The following is a 16,681-nucleotide window of genomic DNA, read 5'->3' as shown; positions in this document are numbered from 1 at the left end:
CCATGACGCGGCGGGGGCCCGCGGCGGGGCCTCGGGACGGGTCAGCGGGAGCGGTGGCGGGCGTCGCCGCCATGCGGGTCGATGCGGCGCGGCGCCGGTTCGCGGCCGGCCGGCTGGGACAGCGGCGGCCCGCTGGTCGGCTGCGGGATTGGCAGCTCGACCGGCTTGTCGGCCAGCATGAACTCCTCCCCGTGGTGCCGGAGCTCCAGGCCCGGCCCGTCCAGCAGCTCGTAGACCGCCGACTCGGCGGTCACGGTGACCTTCACCCGGTTGCCGCGGTAGCGGAGCCGGAAGGCCAGCCGGGTGATCCCGCCGGGCAGCCGCGGCGCGAACCGCAGCCGCCCGCCGCCCGCCCGCATGCCGCCGAACCCGGCGACCAGGCCGCTCCACCCCCCGGCCATCGAGGCGATGTGCAGCCCGTCGCGGGTGTTGCCGTTGATGTCGTGCAGGTCCAGGAGCGCGGTCTCGCCGAGGTAGTCGTGCGCCAGCTCGAGCTGCCCCACCTCGGCGGCGACCACCGCCTGGGTCTGCGCCGACAGCGAGGAGTCGCGCACCGTCAGCGACTCGTAGTACTCGAAGTTGCGGGCCTTCTGCTCGGCGGTGAACGCCTCCCCGCACAGGTGCAGCGCCAGCACCAGATCGGCCTGCTTGACGACCTGCTTGCGGTACAGGTCGAAGTACGGGTAGTTCAGCAGCAGCGGGTAGTGCTCGGGCTTGGTCGCCGCGAAGTCCCAGCGGGCGTGGTTGGTGAACCCCTCGTTCTGCGGGTGTACCTCCATCCGCTCGTCGTAGGGGATCAGCATCCCCGCCGCCGCGTCCCGCCACGACGCGGCCTCCTCGGTGGTCACCTCCAGCCGCTCGGCGAGGTCGGGGTGGCGCATCGCCATCGCCGCGGCCTCCTGGAGGTTCCGGCGCGCCATCAGGTTGGTGTAGACGTTGTTGTCGCCCACCGCGCTGTACTCGTCGGGCCCGGTCACGCCGTCGATGCGGAAGACGCCCTCGACGTCGTGGTGGCCGAGGCCGCGCCACAGCCGCGCGGTCTCCACCAGGATCTCCAGGCCGACCTCGCGCTCGAACCGGATGTCCTCGGTGGCGTCCACGTACCGGACCACGGCGTCGGAGATGTCGGAGTTGATGTGGAACGCCGCGGTGCCGGCCGGCCAGTAGCCCGAGCACTCCTGCCCGCGGATCGTCCGCCAGGGGAACGCGGCGCCGGCCAGCCCGAGCTGCGTGGCGCGCTCGCGGGCCAGCGGCAGCGTCATGTGCCGCCACGCCAGCGCGTCGGCGGCGGCGTCGGGCTGGGTGAAGGTGAGCACCGGCAGGACGAACGTCTCGGTGTCCCAGAACGTGTGCCCGTCGTAGCCGGGCCCGGTGAGGCCCTTGGCCGGGATCATGCGGCGTTCCGCGCGGGCACCGGCCTGGAGGATGTGGAACAGCCCGAACCGCACCGCCTGCTGCACCTCGGCGTCGCCGTCGACCTCGACGTCGGCGCCGCACCAGAAGTCGTCGAGGTACTGGCGCTGCTCCTCCAGCAGCCCGTCCCAGCCGGTCTGCCGGGCGCCCGCGAGCGCCCCCACCACCTGGTCGTGCATCGCGGGGCGGGACCGCTGGCTGGACCAGCCGTAGGCCAGGTACTTCACGATCCGCAGCCGCTGGCCGGGCTCCAGCCGGGTCGCGACGGTCAGCCGGCCGACGTCGTCGGAGCTCTCGGTGTCGACCGCCAGCGATTCCGGGCCCTCGATGTGGTGCGACATCCCGGCCGCCATCCGCAGCCCGCTGTTGCGGGTGCGGTGCAGCAGCAGCACCTTGGTGCCGTTGGCCACGTTCTCCTCGCTGACCAGCGGGGACTCCAGCGTCGCCGAGACCCTGGGGTCCTTGCCGAGGTGCGGCAGCTCCTCGTTGGCGACCAGCTCGGACTGCACGACCACCCGGATCGGCTGGTCGACCGGCTCGACGTCGTAGCAGATCGCCGCGATCGCGCGCTGGGTGAGCGAGACCATCCGCTCCGAGGTCACCTTCACCCTGCGGTCGGCGGGCGAGGTCCACTCGACGGTCCGGGTCAGCGTCCCGTCCTGGAAGTCCAGGACGCGCTCGTGGTGGTGCACCCGGCCGTAGCGGACGTCGAGCGGCTCGTCGTCGACCAGCAGCCGGATCAGCTTGCCGTTGGTCACGTTGATGACGGTCTGGCCTGATTCGGGCAGCCCGTAGGCGGACTCGGCGTGCGGCAGCGGGCGCAGCTCGTAGAACGAGTTCAGGTAGCTGCCGGGCAGCCCGTGCGGCTCGCCCTCGTCGAGGTTGCCGCGCAGCCCGAGGTGCCCGTTGGACAGCGCGAACACCGACTCGCTCTGCGCCAGCCGGTCGAGCCGCAGCTCCGGCTCCCGCACGCACCACGGTTCGACCTGGTAGACGGGCCGGTCGCTCGGGGCCGGACTCTCTGCTTCACTCACCTTCTGATCCCCCAAGCAGTTCGGAGAGGTCGGCCACCACCACGTCCGCGCCGTGCTCGGCGAGCGCGGCGGCATGGTCCCCGTCGACCCTGTTGACGCCCACCACATACGCGAAGCCGCCCGCTCGGCCCGCCTCGACGCCCGCGAGGGCGTCCTCGAAGACGACGGCCGCGGCGGCGGGGACGCCCAGCTCACGGGCGCCCGCCAGGAACATGTCCGGGGCGGGCTTGCCGGGCAGGCTCCGCTCGGCCGCCACCACGCCGTCCACGCGGGCGTCGAACAGCCCGGTGATGCCGACGGTCTCCAGCACCTGGACGGTGTTGGCGCTGGAGGACACCACCGCGGTCTTCAGCCCGGCTTCCCGGGCGGCCCGCACGTAGCCGATCGAGCCCTCGTACATGTCCACGCCGCGGTCCTGGATGATCTTCAGGACCAGCCGGTTCTTGCGACCGCCGAGCCCGCGCACGGTCTCGGCCTCCGGTGGATCGTCCGGGCCGCCCGGGGGCAGCGTGATGCCGCGCGACTCCAGGAACGAGCGGGTGCCGTCCTCGCGGCGCTTGCCGTCGACGTACCGCCCGTAGTCCTTGACCGGGTCGAACGGGACGAACGGGACGCCCTCGCGGTCCGCCCGGTCACGCAGGAAGCCGTCGAACATCTTCTTCCAGGCGGCGGCGTGCACCGCGGCGGTACGGGTCAGCACCCCGTCGAGATCGAACAGGCAGGCCGTGGCCCCGTCCGGCAGTCCAAGCATCGCGTCCCCCCGGGTGTGATCGACTTCGTTGTCCGATCTCCACCATGGAGGTCCGTTCCCTTCCGGAACAAGTACATGCGCCCCCCAGTTCAACCAACAGCCGGGCGCTGACCGGCGAAGAAGCTGGGTACGGCGTACACGAGGAGGAGATCCAATGGACAAGGCGCGCATAGGGGTCACCGGGCTGGCGGTCATGGGCCGGAACCTGGCCCGGAACCTGGCCCGGCACGGGCATCCCGTCGCCGTGCACAACCGCACCGCGGCCCGCACCAAGGCCCTGGTGGAGGAGTTCGGCCACGAGGGCACCTTCCTGCCCGCGGAGACGGCCGAGGCGTTCGTGGCGTCGCTGGAACGGCCCCGCCGGCTGGTGATCATGGTGAAGGCGGGCGCGCCGACCGACGCGGTGATCGAGGAGTTCGCGCCGCTGCTGGACCGCGGCGACATGATCGTCGACGGCGGCAACGCGCACTTCGCCGACACCCGCCGCCGCGAGGCCGCGCTCCGCGACCAGGGCATCCACTTCGTCGGCGCCGGCATCTCGGGCGGTGAGGAGGGCGCGCTGAACGGGCCGAGCATCATGCCGGGCGGCTCCGCCGAGTCCTACCGGGCCCTCGGGCCGCTGCTGGAGGACATCGCGGCCAAGGTCGACGGCACGCCCTGCTGCACCCACGTCGGGCCGGACGGCGCCGGGCACTTCGTCAAGATGGTGCACAACGGCATCGAGTACGCCGACATGCAGCTCATCGCCGAGTCCTACGACCTGCTCAGGCACGGCGCGGGCCTGGCCCCCGCCGAGATCGCCGACGTCTTCACCACCTGGAACACCGGCCGGCTCGAGTCGTACCTCATCGAGATCACCGCCGAGGTGCTCGCGCACACCGATGCCGCGACCGGCAAGCCGTTCGTGGACGTCGTGCTGGACCAGGCCGAGCAGAAGGGCACCGGCCGCTGGACGGTGCAGACGGCGCTGGACCTCGGCGTCCCGGTCGGCGGCATCGCCGAGGCGGTCTTCGCCCGGTCCGTGTCCGGCCACGCCGACCTGCGCGAGGCGGCCCAGGGGCTGCCCGGCCCGGAGCGCGCCACGGCGGCCGAGCCGGGCTTCGCCGACCAGGTCGAGCGGGCGCTGTACGCGTCCAAGATCGTCGCCTACGCACAGGGGTTCCACCAGATCCAGGCGGGGAGCGCCGAGTACGGCTGGAACATCGACGCCGGCGCGATGGCCGTCATCTGGCGCGGCGGCTGCATCATCAGGGCCCGCTTCCTCGACCGGATCCGCGCCGCCTACGAGGCCGACCCGTCCACGCCGACGCTGCTGACCGACGCGCACTTCGCCGAGGCCCTCGCCGATGCCCAGGACGCCTGGCGGAACGTGGTCGCCACCGCCGCCCGGCTCGGCATCCCCGTTCCGGGGTTCTCCACCGCGCTCGCCTACTACGACTCGCTGCGCGCCGGCCGGCTGCCCGCCGCGCTCACCCAGGGCCAGCGCGACTTCTTCGGCGCCCACACCTACCGCCGCGTCGACCGCGACGGCTCCTTCCACACCCTCTGGGGCGGCGACCGCACCGAAGTCGAGGCCTAACCCGGCCCGGCCGGGCCGACAGGACGGGGCGGGACGGGGCGGTCCGCGCGGGCGACAGGGTGAGCCGGGCCGCCCCTCGATCCGGCGAGCAGTTCGTGCCGGCCGGAGGTCCGGTTCCGGCGCGGGGCGCTCAGTGCTCGGCGGCCTCGCGGAGCCGCAGTGCGATCGGGGCGAGCCGGTCCGGCGGCAGCAGCGGGGCGATCACGATGCCCATCACCGAGCGGTCCGACCAGATGCAGACCGCGGCCCACTGCCTGCCCTGCTGGAGCCCCTTGCTACAGCGCAGCACGCCGCCGTACCGCCCGGCCGGGCGGTCGACGGGAGTGGTGGCGCCGAAGACGCCGAGCATCTGGTCGACATCGGAGGGCGGATCGTAGAAGCCGCCCACCCCGGTCCGGCCGAGCGCGACGAAGTCGAGCCCGAGCAGGTGCAGCGTCCGGCCCGCGCCGTTCGAGTAGAGCTCCGACTTGATCGCTTTGGCGCCGGCCGCGCCGAAGGTCCTCACCTCCTGGCCCGGCACCTCCACGTCCTCGATCGTCGCGCGCAGCTCCGCGGCGGCCCGGCGGTCCTTCTTGCCGGTCTGCCGTTCGTAGCCGGAGACGGCCCGCGGTGGCTCCAGCGTGCGCCTCGGCTCGTTGATCGGCGGCGCCAACGGCGACGGCGACGGAGGGGCCGCCGCCGGGCGGAGGGGCGGCGCCTCACCCGGATACAGCACGATCGCGCCCGTGAGCAGCACGCCCGCCATCAGCACGGAGCCCGCGGCCGACAGGCCGATGAGCAGCCCGGGGGAGCGCGCGGCCGACGTCGCCGGCGCGGGCGGTACGGCGCCCGCCATGGGCGGCCACCCGGGCTGTGCGCCGTCCATGGGCGGCCATCCGGGCTGTGCGTCGTGCACGGGCCGTCCGTCGGGCCGCGCGGGCCGAACCGCGGGCTGCTCGGCGGGGTCGGGCGGCGCCCAGGCGTGGCCGTTCTGGGACGGGTGGGCGTCGCGGTCGTCGTCAGCGGCCATGCGGGTCCTTCCAGGTGATCAATTCGGTGTCGTACTTATAGCCGACAGAAAGGACATAAGGCGCTGCCCTTCCCGGGCCCGGCCAGGTCCGGCCGCGCGGTCATCCGGAGCGGTCTCTGGGCGTCGGGGGCTCCCTGGTCCACGCACCCGGCGAACACGGGCAGGATGGAGGGGTGAGCCTTATCGATGAGCTTCCCTCCGGTGACGACGTCGGCCCCGATTCGCTGTTCGAGGCGTTCGAACGGTGGGTGACCGGCCGCGGCATCACGCTGTACCCCGCGCAGGAGGAGGCGCTCATCGAGGTGGTGTCGGGCGCCAACGTGATCCTCTCGACGCCGACCGGGTCGGGCAAGAGCCTGGTGGCGGCCGGGGCGCTGTTCGCCGCGCTCGGCAAGGACCAGGTCGGGTTCTACACCGCGCCGATCAAGGCGCTGGTGTCGGAGAAGTTCTTCGACCTGTGCGACATGTTCGGCCGCGAGAACGTCGGAATGATGACCGGCGACGCCAGCGTCAACGCCGATGCGCCGATCGTGTGCTGCACCGCCGAGGTGCTGGCGAGCATGGCGCTGCGCGACGGCGCCGACAGCGACGTCGGCGTGGTGGTGATGGACGAGTTCCACTTCTACGCCGAGCCCGAGCGGGGGTGGGCGTGGCAGATCCCGCTGCTGGAGCTGCCGCGGGCGCAGTTCCTGCTGATGTCGGCGACGCTCGGCGACGTCGGCTTCTTCCAGAAGGACCTGACCCGCCGGACGGGGCGTCCGACGGCGCTGGTGACCTCGGCCGAACGGCCCGTCCCGCTGATCTACGATTACCGGGTCACCCCGCTGCACGAGACGATCGAGGAGCTGCTGGCCGAGCGGAAGGCGCCGATCTACCTGGTGCACTTCACCCAGGCGGCGGCGATCGAGCGGGCGCAGGCGCTGATGAGCATCAACGTGTGCACCAAGGAGGAGAAGGCGCGGATCGCCGAGCTGATCGGCGGGTTCCGGTTCACCACCAAGTTCGGCCGCAACCTGTCCCGGTTCGTCCGGCACGGCATCGGCGTGCACCACGCGGGGATGCTGCCCAAGTACCGGCGGCTGGTCGAGCGGCTGGCGCAGGCCGGGCTGCTGAAGGTCATCTGCGGTACCGACACGCTCGGAGTCGGCGTCAACGTGCCGATCCGCACCGTGGTGTTCACCGCGCTGAGCAAGTACGACGGGCACCGGGTGCGGCGGCTGCGGGCGCGCGAGTTCCACCAGATCGCCGGGCGGGCGGGCCGCGCCGGGTACGACACGGTGGGGTTCGTGGTGGCGCAGGCCCCCGAGCACGTGGTCGAGAACGAGAAGGCGCTCGCCAAGGCGGGCGACGACCCGAAGAAGCGGCGCAAGGTCCAGCGCAAGAAGGCGCCCGAGGGGTTCGTCGGCTGGGACGAGGAGACCTTCGTCAAGCTCCAGACCGCCGAGCCCGAGATGCTGCGGTCCCGGTTCACCGTCAGCCACGCGATGCTGCTGTCGGTGATCGCCCGGCCGGGCAACGCCTACCAGGCGCTGAAGCGGCTGCTCACCGACAACCACGAGGAGCCGGCCGCGCGTCGCCGGCACATCTCCCGGGCCATCGCCATCTACCGGTCGCTGCTGGCCGGCGGCGTGGTGGAGACGATGGACGAGCCCGACGAGCAGGGCCGGTACGCGCGGATCACCGTCGACCTCCAGGAGGACTTCGCGCTCAACCAGCCGCTGTCCACCTTCGCGCTGGCCACCTTCGAGATCCTCGACCCGTCCTCGCCCTCGTACGCGCTGGACGTGCTGTCGGTGATCGAGGCGACGCTGGACGACCCGCGGCAGATCCTGGCGGCCCAGCTCAACAAGGCGCGCGGCGAGGCCGTCCAGGAGATGAAGTCCGAGGGGATCGAGTACGAGGAGCGGATGGAGCTGCTCCAGGACGTCGACTACCCCAAGCCGCTGGAGGAGGAGCTGGACGCCGCGTACGAGATCTACCGGGCCGGGCACCCGTGGGTCGGCGACCACCCGCTGCGGCCCAAGTCGATCGTCCGCGACATGTACGAGCGGGCGATGACGTTCGTCGAGTACATCGGCTACTACGAGCTGGCCCGCGGTGAGGGCCTGGTGCTGCGCTACCTGTCGGGGGCCTACAAGGCGCTCGGCCAGACGGTGCCCGAGTCGATCAAGACCGACGACCTGATCGACATGATCGAGTGGCTCGGCGAGCTGGTCCGGCAGGTCGACTCCAGCCTGCTGGACGAGTGGGAGCAGCTCGCGCACCCCTCCGACGACCCGGACGCGGTCATCGAGGAGCGGGTCACCCGGGTCACCGCCAACGGGCGCGCCTTCCGCGTCCTGGTGCGCAACGCGCTGTTCCGCCGCGTCGAGCTGGCCGCGCTCGGCCGCTACTGGGACCTCGGCGAGCTCGACCCCGAGCTCGGCGCGGACGGCTGGCGGGAGGCGATGGAGGGCTACTTCGCCGAGCACGACGAGCTGTTCACCGGCCCCGACGCGCGCGGCCCGAAGCTGCTCCAGATCGAGGAGGTCCCCGAGGACGCGCTGTGGCGGGTCCGGCAGGTCTTCGACGACCCGGCGGGCGACCACGACTGGGGGATCCGGGCCGAGGTCGACCTGGCCGGCTCCGACCAGGCGGGCGAGGCCCTCGTGCGGGTGGTCGCGGTCGACCGGCTCTGACCCGCGTTCCCCGGCTCCCCTCCCGATCCCCGCCGTGCCGCCTCCGGGCGGTGCCCGGCGCGGGTCCGGCTTGACAAATGAGTGAGTACTCACTCAAATGGAGTCCCCGACAAGGAGGTCCCCATGTCCGACCGCCCGTTCCGTTTCGGGGTGATGGCCGGCGGCGCCCGCGACGGCGCCGCCTGGGCCGCGCTCGCCCGCCATGCCGAGGACCTCGGCTACGCCACGTTCCTCACCGCCGACACCGTCGCGACCCCGGCGCCCGCGATCGCGCTCGCCGCCGCTGCCGCCGCCACGACCACGCTGCGCGTCGGCACCTTCGTGCTGTCCGCCGCGGCCCGCCCGGTGAACCTGGTGGCCTGGGAGGCCGCCTCGCTCGCCTTCGCCACCGGCGACCGCTTCGAGCTCGGCGTCGGCGCCGGGCGGCCGGGCGGCGAGGCCGACGCCGAGCTGCTCGGCGTCCCGTACGGCGGCGCCGCCGAGCGCGTCGCCCGGGTGGGGCGGGTGATCGACGCGGTCGCCGCCCCGCCGCCGGGGGCCTTCGCCGGGACGGGGCGCCCGCCGCGCGTGCTCGTCGCCGCGTCCCGGCCCCGGATGCTCGAACTCGCCGCCGCCCGCGCCGACACGGTCGCCTTCGGCGTCCCGCCGCTCACCGGCGAGGCCGGCCTGGCCCGGCTGGTGCGGACCGTCCGGGACGCGGCGGGCGAGCGGTTCGGCCGGGTCGAGCTGTGCACCAGCGTGCACGTGGTCGGCGACGAGGTGCCGGACTGGCTGGCCGCCCGGATGGGCGTCGGCTTCGCGGAGCTGGCGGAGGCCGGCTCGATCGCGCTGCTGGCCGGGACGCCCCGGGAGATGGCCGACCGGCTGGAGCGCAGGCGCGATGAGCTGGGCATCTCCTACGTCACGGTCCCGTCGGCGTTCGCCGGGCGCCTCGCCCCGGTCGTTGAGCGACTCGCCGGGCGCTGATGGCGCGAGTTGGCCCGGGCGCGCGGGCCGATGCCATATCGTGCCCGGATGCGCACGGACGGTGATGACGACGGAGCGTCCGATCCTCGCGGCCTCCCGCCGGCCGGCTACCTGCGTTCCGCTCCCAGACCGGCCGGGCGCCGCAGGGGCCGCAGGCTCCTGCTCGGAACCGGCCTGACACTGGTCGCCGGGGCCTTCGGTCTGGGCGTGAGCTGGGCGGCGTCCCGGACCGCGCCGGTGCCTCCCGCCGCCACCCCGAGCGTCGCCGAGGCGACCGCGTCGCCGGAGCAGCGAGGGCCGACGGCCGCGCCCCGGCGGGTTCGCCCGATGCCGGCCGGCCCGGTGCCGGCCGGCTCGGGACCGGCGCGAGGGAACGCCCCGGCGCGGGCCGTCCCGTCCACGAGGGCGCCCACCCGGGTGCCCGCTACCGGGCGCCGCTCGCCGCCGGCGAGCCGGGCCCAGCCGCGTCACCGCCCGCGGCACCGTCCGGTGTCCCGTGCTCCCCGGCCCCGGCAGCATCCGCCGCGCGAGACCGCGGCCCGTCCGCCCGCGCAGGCACCCGGCTGGATCGGCCCGGAATGCCGCCGGCGCTTCCCCGGCGACCCCGGCCGGAGGGGCGCGTGCGTCGCGGCCCTCACCCGGCAGCTCGGCGGATGACCGCGGGAGCTCCCCCTCCCCGAGTGATTTCGCGGCACCACGCGGCCCCGAGCATGCCCGGGGCCGCCCGGTCCGGCGCGGGGGAGGGGCGGGTCAGGCGGCGTTGGCGGTGGTCAGCCGGGTGACGTCGGCGCGGAGCCCGGCCACGTCCACGCCCGCCTCGGCCAGCAGCCGGACGGACAGGAAGCCAGGGTCGTGCAGCAGCCCGAGCAGGACGTGCCCGCTGCCGATATGCCGGTGCTTGAGCCGGAGCGCGTGCCGCAGGCTCAGCTCCAGCGACTTCTTGGCGTCGGGGGTGAAGGGCGTGTGGCCCTTGCGTCCGGGACGGGACCCGGCGGGGGTGTCGAGCGCGCCCTCGCCGAAGCTGTCCTCGGCGGCCTCCCGCACGGCCTCCAGGTCGATGCCGATGGCCTTCAGTGCCGCGGGGTCGAGCGGGTCGCCGCCGCGCCCCCGGGTACGGGCCAGGTGGACGCGCAGCCCGGCGGCGTCCACGCCCCGGCCGCTCAGCGCGCGGGCGGCCGGACCGGAGCCCTCCAGCAGTGCGAGCAGGACGTGCTCGGTGCCGATGTGCCGGTCGCCGAGCTCGCGGGACACGTGCTGGGCACCGGTGACCGCGTTCCGGGCGTCGGTGGTGAAGCGTTCGAACATCGCGCTACCGCTCCTTCTTGAGGATCCGCCGGCCGCCGCCGTGCTTCTTGTGGACGGCCTGCCTGCTCACACCGAGGCAGACCGCGATCTCCTGCCAGGACCAGCCCCGGTCGCGGGCGCGGGCGACCTGGAGGGCCTCCAGCCGCTCGGCCAGCTCCCGCAGCGCCCGCACGGCCCGCAGTCCGACCGCGGGATCCTGGCTGCCCGCCTCCTGGGCGAGCGTCACTCCATCGCTCATGGTGTCAATATAAGTTGACACGGCGAGCGTGTCAACAATGGTTGACGCCAATGGGTGGTCAGGCCGGGGTGAGTAGGGTGGTCAGCAGGTCGTCCAGGCTGATCAGTCCGGCGGGACGGCCGTCGGTGCCCTGCACCAGGCCGAGATGGCTGTGGTGGGCGCGCAGCGTCGTCACCGCGTCGCCGACCGGCGCGCCGATCGGCAGCGTCGGGACCGGGTGCGCGAGCGCCCCGGCCGGCGTCCGGCGGTCCCGGGCGCGGGCCAGGTAGGCGTCCCGGACGTGCACCATCCGCGCCGGGCCGCCGTTCCCGGGACCGCGCAGCATCATCCGGGTGCGGCCGGTCCGCGCGGCGGTGTCGATCACCTCCTGCGGGGTCGCCGACGCCGCGACCGAGACGATGTCGCCGAGCGGGATCACCAGATCGGCGAGCGGCGCGCGCGGCGCGTCCAGCGCGGCGGTGAGCAGGTTGAGATCGGTCTCCTCGATCAGCCCGAGCCGCCGCGACTCCACCGCGAGCAGCCGGAGCTGCTCAGGGGTCCGCGACACCTGGGCCGAGTCGCGCGGATGCACCCCCACCATGCGCAGCAGCAGGTTGGTGGTCGAGTTCAGCGCCGCCAGCAGGGGCCGGACGACGGCGGTGAACGCGCGGAACGGCGGCGCCAGGATCATCGCCGACCGCTCCGGCCGGGCGATCGCCCACGACTTGGGCGCCATCTCCCCGACCACCATGTGCAGGAACGTCACCAGCGCCAGCGCCAGCACGAAGGCCACCGCGTGCGCCCCGGCGCCGGGCAGCCCGACCGCGTGGAACGCCGGCGCCAGCGTCTCGGCGATCACCGGCTCGGAGACCAGGCCGAGGCCGAGCGAGCACATCGTGATGCCGAGCTGCGCCCCGGCCAGCATCAGCGACAGCTCGCCGATCCCGGCCACCGCGGACGCCGCCGCCCGGCTGCCCTCGGCGGCGGCCCGCTCCAGCCGGGGCCGCTTGGCCGCCACCAGCGCGAACTCCGAGGCGACGAAGAATCCGTTGCCCGCCAGCAGCGCCAGCGTGAGCGGCGCCCCCACCGACAGGTTCACCTCCCGTTCCCCGCGCCGCCGGAGCCGCTCCCGGCAGAGCCGCTCCCGCCGGAGCCGCTCCCGCTGGAGCCGTCGCCGTCCGGCTCGTCGTCCTCGACGGTGCGGATCCTGATCAGCTCGGGCACGTGCCGGTGCACCGACAGCACCTCCACCACGGCCCTGCGCGCCGGCTCGTCCAGCCGGGCCGGGGCCAGGTCCACCGCGACCACGTCGCCCGGCTCGGCGACCCGGCCGAGCCGCTGGAGCAGCAGCCCGGCCACCGTCTCGTAGTCGCCCTCGGGGAGCGAGATCCCGGTCTCGTGCGCGACCTCGTCCATCCGCAGCCCCGCGTCGGTGGTCCACCACTCGCCCCGGCGGATCGCCAGGTCCTCGCCCGCCTCGTTCTCGTCGGTGATCTCACCGACCAGCTCCTCGGCGACGTCCTCCCAGGTGACGAGTCCGGCGAAGCCGCCGTACTCGTCCACCACCAGGGCCAGCGGCACCCCGCCGGACTGGAGCCGCGCCACCACGTCCGGCAGCGGCAGCGTGGACGGCAGCAGCGTCGCCGTCCGGGCGATCTCCCGCACCAGGGTGCTCTCGGCCACCTCGGGGGTGAGCAGCACCAGCTCGTCCAGCCCGACCACGCCGATCACGTCGTCGACGCCCGCGCCGACCACCGGGTACCGGGAGTGGCCGCTCGCGGTGATGACCTCGCTCAGCGCGCTCGCGGGGGAGTCGGCGGCGACCGTCACCACGTCGACGCGCGGCACCATCACCTCCTCGGCGGTGCGCTCGGAGAACACCAGCGCCCGCTCCAGCAGGTCGGCGTGCCCGGCCTGGAGCTCCTCGCCGGACTCGCCGATGATGAGCCCGAGCTCCTCCAGCGTCGCGCCGTGGTGCAGCTCCTCCACCGGCTCGATCCCGGCGGCCCGCAGCAGCCGGTTCGCCGACGCGTCGAACATCCTGATCAGCGGCGCGGTCACCGTCATGTACACCAGCGTGGACGAGGCCAGCGCGCGGGCCATCGACTCGGCCTTGACCAGCGCCAGGTTCTTGGGGAACAGCTCGCCGAACACCATCTGGACGACGGTGGCCAGCGCGAACCCGAGCGTGACCGCGATCCCGCCCGCCGCGCCGCCCGGCACCCCGGCCGCGCGCAGCGGCGGGGCGATCAGGTCGGCCAGTGCGGGCTTGGCGATGAACCCCACCACCAGGGCCGTCACGGTGATGCCGAGCTGCGCGCCCGACAGCATGAACGACAACCGCTCCATCACCCGCACCGCGCGGGCGGCGCCGCGGTCGCCGCCCCGGGCCTGCTCGTCCAGGGCGAGCCGGTCGGCGGTGACGAAGGCGAACTCCTGCGCGACGAAGTAGCCGGTCGCGGCGGTCAGCAGCAGGACGGCCACCAGGCCCAGCACCGCGTTCACCGCGGTCGCGGCCCGGCGGTCGTCCGGGCGCCGCGATGGTCGTTCGGGGTGTCCCCGGGCACGATTCTCCTTCCGCGCGGTCCCGCCGCGCGCACGGGTGCGCTCCCTACCTTCCCACCCAAGATCCTTCCTACCCCGGAACCCGGGAGAGCCTGCGCGCCCGCGCCAGACCTGGATCGTCCCGCCCGGCGATGCTCCAATGGGAGGGGACGGCGGCGCCGCCGCGTCCACGATCAAGGGGGACGATGATGTCCAGACCGTTCGCGTCGTCCGCCGACCTGGCCGACAAGCCGAAGACCCTGGAGGTCCTCGCCGACGGGGTCTACGCGCTCACCGCCGAGGGCGACCCGAACATCGGGGCCGTCGAGGGCGAGGACTTCCTGGTCTGCTTCGAGGCGCTGGCGACCCCGGCGGCGGCCCGCGACTGGCTGGCGGTGCTGCGCGCGCACACCGACAAGCCGATCCGCTACCTGGTGCTGTCGCACTACCACGCGGTACGGACCCTCGGCGCGAGCGCGTTCGGCGCCCCGGTGATCATCGCGCACGACCGGACCCGGGCGCTCGTCGAGGAGCGCGGTGCGCAGGACTGGGAGTCCGAGCACGCGCGGATGCCCCGGCTGTTCAAGCGGCCCGAGACGATCCCCGGCCTGACCCGGCCGACCCTGACGTTCTCCGACACCCTCACCATCGACCTCGGCGGCGACCGCGGCGACCTCGACCTGGCCTACTGCGGGCGCGGCCACACCGAGGGCGACATCGTGGCCTGGCTGCCCCGGCACCGGGTGCTGTTCGCCGGCGACCTGGTGGAGACCGAGGCCGCCCTCTACACCGGCGACGCCTTCCACCGCGACTGGGCCGCCGGGACGCTCGACCGCGTCGGCGCGTTCGGCGCCGAGACCCTCGTCGGCGGGCGCGGCGCCGTCGCGCACGGGCGGGACGCGGTCGGCGCCGCCGTCGCGCAGACCCGCGACTTCCTCGAGGTGATGATCCGCGAGGTGCGCGGCGTCCGCGCGCGGGGCGGCGCGCTCAAGGACGCCTTCGCCGCCGTGCACGCCGCGCTCGCCCCCGGCTACGGCGGCTGGCCCATCTTCGAGCACTGCCTGCCGTTCGACGTCTCCCGCCTCTGGGACGAGCTCGACGGCGTCGAACGGCCCCGGATCTGGACCGCCGAACGCGACCGGCGGGTCTGGGCCGAGTTGCAGGACTGAGCATGGACGGGGCGAGGACCGCCGCGCCGGTCGTGGTGATCGGCGCTGGCCCGGTCGGGCAGACCGCCGCGCTGCTGCTGGCCCGCTGGGGCGTGCGGGTACTCGTGCTGGAACAGCTCCCGGCCCGCGACCCGGTCGGATCCCGGTCGATCTGCCAGCAGCGCGACGTCCTGGACATCTGGGCCGCCGTCGGCGCGCACGCCATCGCCGACGAGGGCCTGGCCTGGACCACCGCCCGCACCTACCACCGCGAGCGCGAGCTGTTCTCGTGGCGGTTCGCGGGCCCCGGCACGCTGCCGCCGTGCGTCAACCTCTCCCAGACCCGCACCGAGGAGATCCTCGACGAGCGCGTCGCCGCCAACCCCCTCATCGAGGTCCGCCGGGGCCGCGAGGTCACCGGACTGGCCCAGGACGTCGACGGCGTCACGGTGCGCTGCCGGACGGGCGAGACATACCGTGCGTCGTACGTGGTCGCGTGCTCGGGGGCGCGGCCCGGCATCCGCGGCGCGCTCGGCGTCCGCTTCCCGGGGGAGAGCTTCGACGACCGGTTCCTGATCGTCGACCTCCGCGCCGACCTGCCCGGCTGGGAGCACGAGCGCCGCTTCTACTTCGACCCGCCCTGGAACCCGGGCCGGCAGGTGCTGATCCACCCCTGCCCCGGCTCGCGGTACCGCATCGACTGGCAGGTGCCGCCCGGCTTCTCCCTCGCCGACGAGCGCGCCGACGGCGGCCTCGACCGGCGGATCCGGCAGGTCATCGGGAACCGCCCGTACCAGACGGACTGGAGCTCGGTCTACCGCTTCCACTCCCGCGTCGCCGAGCGGATGCGCACCGGCCGGGTGCTGCTCGCGGGCGACGCCGCCCACCTGTTCGCCCCGTTCGGCGCGCGCGGCCTCAACTCCGGGGTGGCCGACGCCGAGAACGCCGCCTGGAAGATCGCGTTCGTGCTGCGCGGCTGGGCGCCGCCCGCGCTGCTGGAGTCCTACCACGCCGAACGGCACGCGGCGGCGCTGGAGAACCTGGAGGTCACGGCGGCGACGATGCGGTTCCTCGTGCCGCGGACCGGGGCCGAGCGGGCCCGGCGGCGGACCGTGCTGGAACGGGCCGCCGCCGACCCCGCCGCCGCCGGCGACATCGACTCCGGACGCTTCGCCGAGCCGTTCTGGTACACCGCGTCGCCGCTGACCACCCCCGAGCCCACCCGCCCGCCCACCGGCCGCCCGGCCAGGGGCGCGCTCATGCCGGCCGCCCCCGGTGTGATCGTCCCGGACGCGCCGCTGCGGGTCCCGGGCCGCCTCGGTGTCACCCGGCTGCGGCGGCTGCTGCGCGACGGCTTCACCCTCCTCCTCGCGTCCGGCGGGTTCGCCCCCGCCGCCGACGTGCCGCTGAACGTCCTGAACGCGTCCGACCTCGACCCGTCGGGCGAACTGGCCTCGGCGATCGGCCTGCGGCCCGGCGAGGGCTGGCTGATCAGGCCCGACGCGCACCTGGCCGCGATCCTGCCCGGCCCGGCGCCGGACGCGGTGACCGCCGCCCTCCGCACCGCGCTCGGTTCCACCGGACCCACTGGCTGAGTGTCGGAGGCGTCCTCTACCGTCTCCGTCCATGGGCACCTTGACGATCAGCGACCAGCGGGGGGCGTCCCCGGCACGGGAGACGATGGGCCTCCCGGACGTCCCCACCCGCCTCACCCTGCGCGAGCTGATCACGCTGCGGGTCAGAGAGGAGGTCGCGCGGTTCAACGCGGGCCGCACCGCCGACGTCAGCCCCCTGGTCGAGCCGCCCGCGGCCGAACGGGCACTGCGGCGCGGCCTGCCGCGCACCGGGCCGGTCGCATGGGAGCCGCATGCCGAGGCCGCCTGCCGCGCCTTCACCCGCAACGGCTTCTTCGTCCTGGTCGGGGGCTGCCAGCTCGACGGGCTCGACGACGAGATCGACCTGGCCGGCGACCCCGACGTGGTCTTCATCAAGCTCGTCCAGCTGGTCGGCGGATGACACCGCGCGAACCGGTCCCGG

Annotated in this window: 14 protein-coding genes; 7 read left to right on the top strand and 7 right to left on the bottom strand. The window is 74.3% G+C overall.

Annotation, left to right across the window (positions count from 1 at the left end; translation table 11 throughout):
• Positions 1 to 41 precede the first annotated feature (41 nt).
• Entirely contained in the window at positions 42 to 2,447 is a 2,406-nt protein-coding gene (locus QP090_RS01695) for a glycoside hydrolase family 65 protein (protein WP_285936642.1), read from the bottom strand.
• Positions 2,440 to 3,198: an HAD family hydrolase gene (locus QP090_RS01690; protein WP_285936641.1), complete on the bottom strand. Its 759-nt coding sequence runs from the start codon at positions 3,196 to 3,198 to the stop codon at positions 2,440 to 2,442. Before QP090_RS01690 ends, QP090_RS01695 begins: the two co-directional genes overlap by 8 nt.
• 154 nt (positions 3,199 to 3,352) lie before the next feature.
• Between QP090_RS01690 and gnd the strand changes: the two genes are divergently transcribed.
• Complete coding sequence (gene gnd, locus QP090_RS01685; RefSeq protein WP_285936640.1) at positions 3,353 to 4,777, top strand: NADP-dependent phosphogluconate dehydrogenase; 1,425 nt, start codon at positions 3,353 to 3,355, stop codon at positions 4,775 to 4,777.
• A 130-nt stretch (positions 4,778 to 4,907) separates the two neighbouring features.
• On the opposite strand, the gene QP090_RS01680 is transcribed toward gnd, so the two are convergent.
• The gene (locus tag QP090_RS01680) at positions 4,908 to 5,786 is read right to left on the bottom strand and encodes a hypothetical protein (protein ID WP_285936639.1); all 879 of its coding nucleotides are present in this window, start codon (positions 5,784 to 5,786) and stop codon (positions 4,908 to 4,910) included.
• A 173-nt stretch (positions 5,787 to 5,959) separates the two neighbouring features.
• Here QP090_RS01680 and QP090_RS01675 point away from each other — a divergent pair, with 173 nt between their 5' ends.
• The 3 genes from QP090_RS01675 (at position 5,960) to QP090_RS01665 (ending at position 10,087) form a co-directional block, all read left to right on the top strand.
• A complete protein-coding gene (locus QP090_RS01675; protein WP_285936637.1) occupies positions 5,960 to 8,464 on the top strand; it encodes a DEAD/DEAH box helicase in 2,505 nt (834 codons plus the stop codon).
• A 123-nt stretch (positions 8,465 to 8,587) separates the two neighbouring features.
• Positions 8,588 to 9,430 (top strand): LLM class flavin-dependent oxidoreductase, encoded by an 843-nt coding sequence (locus tag QP090_RS01670; RefSeq protein WP_285936636.1) that lies wholly within the window; start codon positions 8,588 to 8,590, stop codon positions 9,428 to 9,430.
• 48 nt (positions 9,431 to 9,478) lie between these two features.
• Positions 9,479 to 10,087, top strand: coding sequence for a hypothetical protein (locus QP090_RS01665; protein ID WP_285936635.1), 609 nt, complete (start codon positions 9,479 to 9,481; stop codon positions 10,085 to 10,087).
• Between the two features lie 93 nt (positions 10,088 to 10,180).
• Here the strand turns inward: QP090_RS01665 and QP090_RS01660 are convergent, their stop codons facing one another.
• The 4 genes from QP090_RS01660 to QP090_RS01645 are packed head-to-tail and all read right to left on the bottom strand — an operon-like array spanning position 10,181 to position 13,448.
• A complete protein-coding gene (locus QP090_RS01660; protein ID WP_285936634.1) occupies positions 10,181 to 10,735 on the bottom strand; it encodes a Clp protease N-terminal domain-containing protein in 555 nt (184 codons plus the stop codon).
• 4 nt (positions 10,736 to 10,739) lie between these two features.
• The gene (locus QP090_RS01655; RefSeq protein ID WP_285936633.1) at positions 10,740 to 10,973 is read right to left on the bottom strand and encodes a helix-turn-helix domain-containing protein; all 234 of its coding nucleotides are present in this window, start codon (positions 10,971 to 10,973) and stop codon (positions 10,740 to 10,742) included.
• A gap of 58 nt (positions 10,974 to 11,031) precedes the next feature.
• The gene (locus tag QP090_RS01650) at positions 11,032 to 12,051 is read right to left on the bottom strand and encodes a CNNM domain-containing protein (protein ID WP_285936632.1); all 1,020 of its coding nucleotides are present in this window, start codon (positions 12,049 to 12,051) and stop codon (positions 11,032 to 11,034) included.
• Entirely contained in the window at positions 12,048 to 13,448 is a 1,401-nt protein-coding gene (locus tag QP090_RS01645; protein ID WP_285936631.1) for a hemolysin family protein, read from the bottom strand. Before QP090_RS01645 ends, QP090_RS01650 begins: the two co-directional genes overlap by 4 nt.
• 254 nt (positions 13,449 to 13,702) lie before the next feature.
• Between QP090_RS01645 and QP090_RS01640 the strand changes: the two genes are divergently transcribed.
• The 3 genes from QP090_RS01640 to QP090_RS01630 are packed head-to-tail and all read left to right on the top strand — an operon-like array spanning position 13,703 to position 16,660.
• Positions 13,703 to 14,665 (top strand): MBL fold metallo-hydrolase, encoded by a 963-nt coding sequence (locus QP090_RS01640; RefSeq protein WP_285936630.1) that lies wholly within the window; start codon positions 13,703 to 13,705, stop codon positions 14,663 to 14,665.
• Positions 14,666 to 14,667: 2 nt separating this feature from the next.
• A complete protein-coding gene (locus tag QP090_RS01635) occupies positions 14,668 to 16,239 on the top strand; it encodes an FAD-dependent monooxygenase (protein WP_285936629.1) in 1,572 nt (523 codons plus the stop codon).
• A 31-nt stretch (positions 16,240 to 16,270) separates the two neighbouring features.
• The gene (locus QP090_RS01630) at positions 16,271 to 16,660 is read left to right on the top strand and encodes a hypothetical protein (protein WP_285936628.1); all 390 of its coding nucleotides are present in this window, start codon (positions 16,271 to 16,273) and stop codon (positions 16,658 to 16,660) included.
• Positions 16,661 to 16,681 lie beyond the last annotated feature (21 nt).

It is taken from the genome of Actinomadura xylanilytica (assembly GCF_030283145.1).
Classification (GTDB): Bacteria; Actinomycetota; Actinomycetes; order Streptosporangiales; family Streptosporangiaceae; genus Spirillospora; species Spirillospora xylanilytica.
The sequence above is the reverse complement of the archived record's forward strand: the minus strand, read 5'-3'. Positions and strand labels throughout refer to the sequence as shown.